This window comes from Dapis purpurea BLCC-M126, from assembly GCF_050015975.1.
Lineage (GTDB): Bacteria > Cyanobacteriota > Cyanobacteriia > Cyanobacteriales > Microcoleaceae > Trichodesmium.
In genome coordinates this window covers 1-5,584 of record NZ_JBNHER010000236.1, presented here as the reverse complement: position 1 = coordinate 5,584, position 5,584 = coordinate 1, and the positions used below count along the sequence as shown (strand labels likewise).

Here is a 5,584-nt window from a genome sequence, read left to right as displayed (position 1 = left end):
GATCGCTACTTAGTATAACCTTGGACGGAAAAGATACCAAATGGGTTCTATAGAGTAGCGACTCAGGAATTTTTGAGCATCCATATTGTTCGACTCCTTTTGATAAAATTCGTTTTATAAAGATGGTTTATGTTTTTAATAGTGGCAGAAGCATAAAAAAATGTAGCAAAAACTACATAAAACTTTAAAACTGTGTAAATTTATATGAAGGAAAATTTAGAGAGTTACAGTGCTTTTGCTGATTTTCCAAATGACACGCACTATTAAACTATTAAGTTTGTAGTTGGGCTTTAGCCCAATCCTTGGAGGGGCTAAAGCCCAACTACGAGCGTAATTAATGTAGGTTGAATTGAGGTAATGTTAGCACAGCTTATCCCTAGGAAAAATTAGGGATTTGAGAGTTTTCATCCAGATATAATTTTTTTATAAACAGGACTTTCTATTATTAATGCTAAGAGTGCGTAGTTTTCTGGTTGTGTTAACCCAACTTTTTTATTTTGTTTGTAGTTTCCCGAATCGTTGATTTGGCGTTATATCCATTTTGATATCAGCTAGTTTTAAAATTTCTTCGTCTATTTAACTGTTTTTGCAATCCCACCAATCTTCTAATGAAGTATACAAAACAGGAACTACAATTAAACTCAACAAAGTAGAAGTAATCAACCCCCCAATAATTGCAACAGCTAGAGGTTGTCGTAATTCTGCCCCTGCTCCTAATCCCAGAGCGATCGGTAACATTCCTAAAACTGTCGAACTTGTGGTCATCAAAATCGGTCGCAGTCGCACTACCCCAGTTTCCAAAATTGCCTCTCTCCGATCTAACCCTGACTGACGCAGTTGATTAATATAATCCATCAACAATAAGGCATTTTTGTCAAGCAAACCAAGGAGAAAAATCAGACCTAATAAAGAAATAACGCCAAAATCACTCTGAATAACTAACAACCCTAACATTGCTCCCACAATAGATAGAGGCAAACACAAACCTACTACTAGAGGTTCCAAAAATCTCCGAAAAAGTAAAAATAGCACTGTCAACATACAGACAACAGACAAACCCAACGTCACACCAAAACTACCAAATACTTCTCCCACTCTCAGAGAATCTCCTCCCAAGTCTAACTGGACACCATCTGGTAAAACAGATTCAGCAACATCTACCGCCAAATCAATAGCATCGGCTAATCCTAAACCATCAGAGAGATTAGCAGTAATATACACAACCTGTTTCAAACCACGACGACTTATTTCCATGGGGTTATCAAAATTCTGAAACTGAGACGTTATAGTTATGTCTACAAAACCAGGTATTTTTTGAATCTGAGTTTGAATTTTGGTAGCAGTATTGTGGAGAATTTCCCGGTTATCTCCCAACAGAATTATTTCAAAAGGTTTTCCTGCACCAGTCTGCACAAAAGGAATATCCTCAACACTGACAGTCACCTTTTCTAATTCTGATAAAGCAGTACGAGTTTGCTCTTGTACTTGGGAAGTAGTTAACGATGTAGCTCCCGCTAGGCTCCGCCAACGCTCTTTTGTGAGTTTGACATATACTTTACCACGATTTGGCTCACCCTGGAAACCTGCAATACTAAAGACTGATTCTACTTCTGGGGAAGATAAAACAATTTTCTCAATTTGTTGAGCTATTCTCCGAGATTTTCTTAACAATATTCTGGTGGGAGAGTTGGTTATATCGCTCATCCAATTAAATGCACCTTCCCCAAAAATTGAGTTATTAGGAGGCGCTTGAACTTCTTGGGGAGGGGGAGATTTTTCAGTATTAGTGGCAAAATTAGGCAGAGGATAAGAGTAGGTAATATTAAATTCTCCTCGATCGAGTTGAGGTACTAATCCTTTAGGAATTAGAGGAATCATGGCTACACCAGCAACAAAACTAAGTAAAGCTATGGCAATGACAATTTTGCGATGATCTAGGGACCAGTTAAGTAATTTTTGGTATTGATTAGATAAAATATTCTCAAACAAGAAACCGGGTTTATTATCCTGGTTATTCAAGTCACGAGATTTCCTTGATAAACCCGGTTTCTGCATAAGTCCTTTTCCTTCTAACTTCTGACTGATAACTTCAAACTTTCCCTCTTCCTCCTTCCTCCTTCCTTCTTCCTCCTTCCCTCTTCCCTCTTCCTTCTTCCTTCTTCCTTCTTCCTTCTTACCTAACCACCAACTTGCCAATACTGGAGATAAAGTCCGAGCAACCAATAAAGAAATTAATACTGCTGCAGAAACCGTTAAACCAAAAGGTTGAAAAAATTGACCGAGAGTATCTCCCATAAAAGCAACTGGCAGAAATACTGCAGCAATAGTGCAAGTAGAAGCAACAACAGTTAAACCTATTTCATCAGTGCCAGAAATTGCTGCCTGTTTAGGAGTTTCTCCTGCTTCAATATGTCTAGCAATATTTTCCACATCCACAATAGCATCATCAACAATAATACCAATAATTATTGCCAATGCCAGAAGAGTAATGGTTTCTAAATTAAATCCAAATATTGCCATGACAATACAAGTGCCTAATAAAGAAATAGGTATTGCCAATGCTGTAATCATTGTCGCTGCAAAATTCCGCAAGAAAGGAAAAATGACTGCCACTGCCAGAATAATTCCCAATAGTAAAGCATCAATAGTAGCTTTGGTTGCCTCCTGAATATAGTCTGCTTGAGTTTCTGCTAAGACAAGCTCTATCTCTGGTAAGTCAGATTGCAATTTTGCTATAATTGCTTCTACCCTACTCACCACTTCTAGAGTATTAGCATCAGCACGTTTAACTACTTGAAAAGCTATAGCATTTTTAGCATTGAAACTAACAAGAGTTGGCGGTAAGGTAGAGATTAATTTTTCGTTATCTTTTTGTTTTCGAGAAGTATCGCCCAGTAGATTAACTTTTAAAACTCCTGGTAATTCTGCAATAGTAGGAATAATTTGATTTTGAGCAATTTTAGTTAATTCTTTCAGGGTTTGACTCTTGCTGGTAATAGCATAACTAATAGCTGCCGACTCGTTTAAGTCCAGACTAATTATTTCTAAATTGGTTTCTGAAGGTAGAGTTACTTGTTTGAGAGCAGTTTCTACATCTGCTGTTGCCGAGGTTAAATTGTAGAGAGTGCTAAAAGCCATATTTATGACTGTTTGACCTGGATATGTGGAGGATCGCAATTCATACATACCTTTTGTTTCCAGGCTTTTTACAGCATTTTCAATGGGAGCAGTAATTTCCCTTTCCGTCTCTATAGCAGTGTCAAAAGTTGCTTTTGCTTGTACTACCACTACCGGAAAACTGACCTCTGGAAATAAAGCATATTTGAGACTACTAAAAGCAAATAATCCTGCTATAGTTACAGTTAACCAAAAACAAATAGTTAACCAAGGATTAGCGATCGCCCACCTAGAAATATTCCAGCGCTGTCGCAGATTTTTCACTGAAGACTGTTTCATATAAATTCGGTAGCATTGGTATAATTTAGATAGTTAATTAGGAGTCAGGAGTCAGGAGTCAGTAGGGAAGAGAATTTAGAAATATTTTTTTATACCAAAATAGGGTATTTATAGTCATCATCAATTCTAATTATTATTAGACTTCTCCAAAAATGAAAAATCAAATCAATCCCATACGCATAAACCATTAATTCTTTCCCCCTACTCCCTACTCCCTCTTTTCTGGAGATGTCTATTGTTTAGAGAGAGTACGACTAATGGGGTAAATATTTTTTGCCTACTCCCTAAAAATCAATTTATTAACTTTTCAGCACAAAGCTCTCCTACTTCTATTAACTCGTCCGGTGTTTCCTCCTTTGCTGATTCTTCCAATAGTTTCTGAAATTTTGCTAAGGTATATTTAGATTGAAACTGATTCAAGGTACAATTACATAATATTTCAGATTGTTCTCCAGGCAATCCTTTTGCCACAGCATTAAACTGACAACTTGCCTGATAAGCCTCCGCAAAATCTTGAGGATATTCATTTTTATCTTGCAATTTAGGAGTTTGACTGTTCGCCTCATTCAAAAACAAACTGCAGTAGGCTACGATTGAAACAGTCATTAAAAAGGCTGTAATTAGAGATTGTTGGCGGAAGGTAGTCTTCATTAAGTAATTAGTCCTTTTTCCGAGTAATATTTCTCTATATATTTTCATATTATACGAATAATAAACAGATGGTATTTAATCTAACATTAGCTTAGACATTAAAGATCGACAACCTATTTTTGGCCAGTTTTTATGAAGGTTAATTTACTATGAATATATCTGACATAAAATTATATAAAAATAGTAATTTTTGATAATTGAAACAAATGAATAAGTTTTATATAGAGTAATGCCAAATTTCACTCATTGTTGCTATATATTCTTGGGGAGATGGGGAAATCGAATGGCAACTAAATATAGCATTCCTGACGAGAGAAATTCCATAAGAATAAGATATTTAGGCAATCAACTAATAAAAATAAAAAATTAGGAGAATGGTTTACTATGAACAGAACTAAATTTTTGCCAACCTTAATAGCAACTACTACAATGTTGTTGGCAACAACAGGAAAAGTTGAAGCTATTACTTTTGCTGGAACATCATCTGGTTCATGGGGTCTACCCGTTGTATCTGCTGGTGCGGAATATCTCTCCGATGAAAACGGTGGGACAAATAACAGGTTGACTTGGGGACACTCTGTAGCTGGATCTTTCACAAATTATGTTCAGTATGATGGTTTAGGTTTTAGCACTGGTGTAAATACCCTATTTGCAGTTGGTGATTTAACCTATCGGAATGGTGCCACATTTAATACTTTTAATGGAGATTTCCCTCTAGAGGTAAAACTATCTTTTACTAATCCTTTCAATAGCATAGAAAATTTCAACTATACTTTCAACATTCTTAATACTCCTAACTATACAGGAAACCCAGTTTTAGATGGAGATAAACTCCAATTTCAAGCTAATGGTCTCACAAGTGATTCTTTTAACTTTGATGGAGTAAATTACACAGTAAAACTAATCGGTTTTTCTAGTGATGGTGGTAATACTTTCCTCAGTGAGTTTAACTCCCCGGAACAGTCAACAGCAGAGGCAATGTTATATGCTGAAATCATTAGAGCGGATGTTGTAGATGTTCCCGAACCTACCGCAATATTTGGTCTGGGTTTACTTGGTGTTTATCTAGCAGGTTCATTAAAGACAAAGCCTTAATAGTGGCTTTCAGGTACAGGGTAAAGCACAATATTTACCCCTTTTCTTTCTACTAACTCAGAAGCCCCGAAAAAAATTATACTGGACTGGGTAAAAGAGGGCACAGATGGCGACAAAAAAATATCCAATTAGGACTTATATCATCTCCGGTTGAATAGTTATAATTAAAGTTCGTAGTAGCGCGTCTAGATTAAAATTGTGGGAAAAAAACCTAACCCCCCAACCCCCTTCCCTACTAGGGAAGGGGGAGAAGACTTCGCCCCTCTCCTTGCAGGAGAGGGGTTAGGGGAGAGGTTTTCATTGAAAAAAACCAGAAACTGGGTTCGGCTGCTTCATTAATTGATAATTGATAATGGATAATTGATAATTACCTCTGGTTAAA

Annotated in this window: 3 protein-coding genes; 1 reads left to right on the top strand and 2 read right to left on the bottom strand. The window is 36.6% G+C overall.

The window, feature by feature from the left end:
* Positions 1 to 576: 576 nt before the first annotated feature.
* Both ACP6PL_RS21160 and ACP6PL_RS21155 read right to left on the bottom strand, forming a co-directional pair.
* Positions 577 to 3,456, bottom strand: a complete 2,880-nt coding sequence (locus ACP6PL_RS21160; RefSeq protein ID WP_426547251.1) for an efflux RND transporter permease subunit — start codon at positions 3,454 to 3,456, stop codon at positions 577 to 579.
* Between the two features lie 291 nt (positions 3,457 to 3,747).
* Positions 3,748 to 4,107, bottom strand: coding sequence for a hypothetical protein (locus ACP6PL_RS21155; protein ID WP_426547250.1), 360 nt, complete (start codon positions 4,105 to 4,107; stop codon positions 3,748 to 3,750).
* A gap of 384 nt (positions 4,108 to 4,491) precedes the next feature.
* Here ACP6PL_RS21155 and ACP6PL_RS21150 point away from each other — a divergent pair, with 384 nt between their 5' ends.
* A complete protein-coding gene (locus tag ACP6PL_RS21150; RefSeq protein ID WP_426547249.1) occupies positions 4,492 to 5,202 on the top strand; it encodes a choice-of-anchor K domain-containing protein in 711 nt (236 codons plus the stop codon).
* The last annotated feature ends 382 nt before the right edge of the window (positions 5,203 to 5,584 follow it).

Bases quoted from the DNA above. Each gene is read 5' to 3' on its own strand.
- ACP6PL_RS21150 (WP_426547249.1), top strand. From the start codon at position 4,492: ATGAACAGAACTAAATTTTTGCCAACCTTAATAGCAACTACTACAATG.
- ACP6PL_RS21155 (WP_426547250.1), bottom strand. From the start codon at position 4,107: ATGAAGACTACCTTCCGCCAACAATCTCTAATTACAGCCTTTTTAATG.
- ACP6PL_RS21160 (WP_426547251.1), bottom strand. From the start codon at position 3,456: ATGAAACAGTCTTCAGTGAAAAATCTGCGACAGCGCTGGAATATTTCT.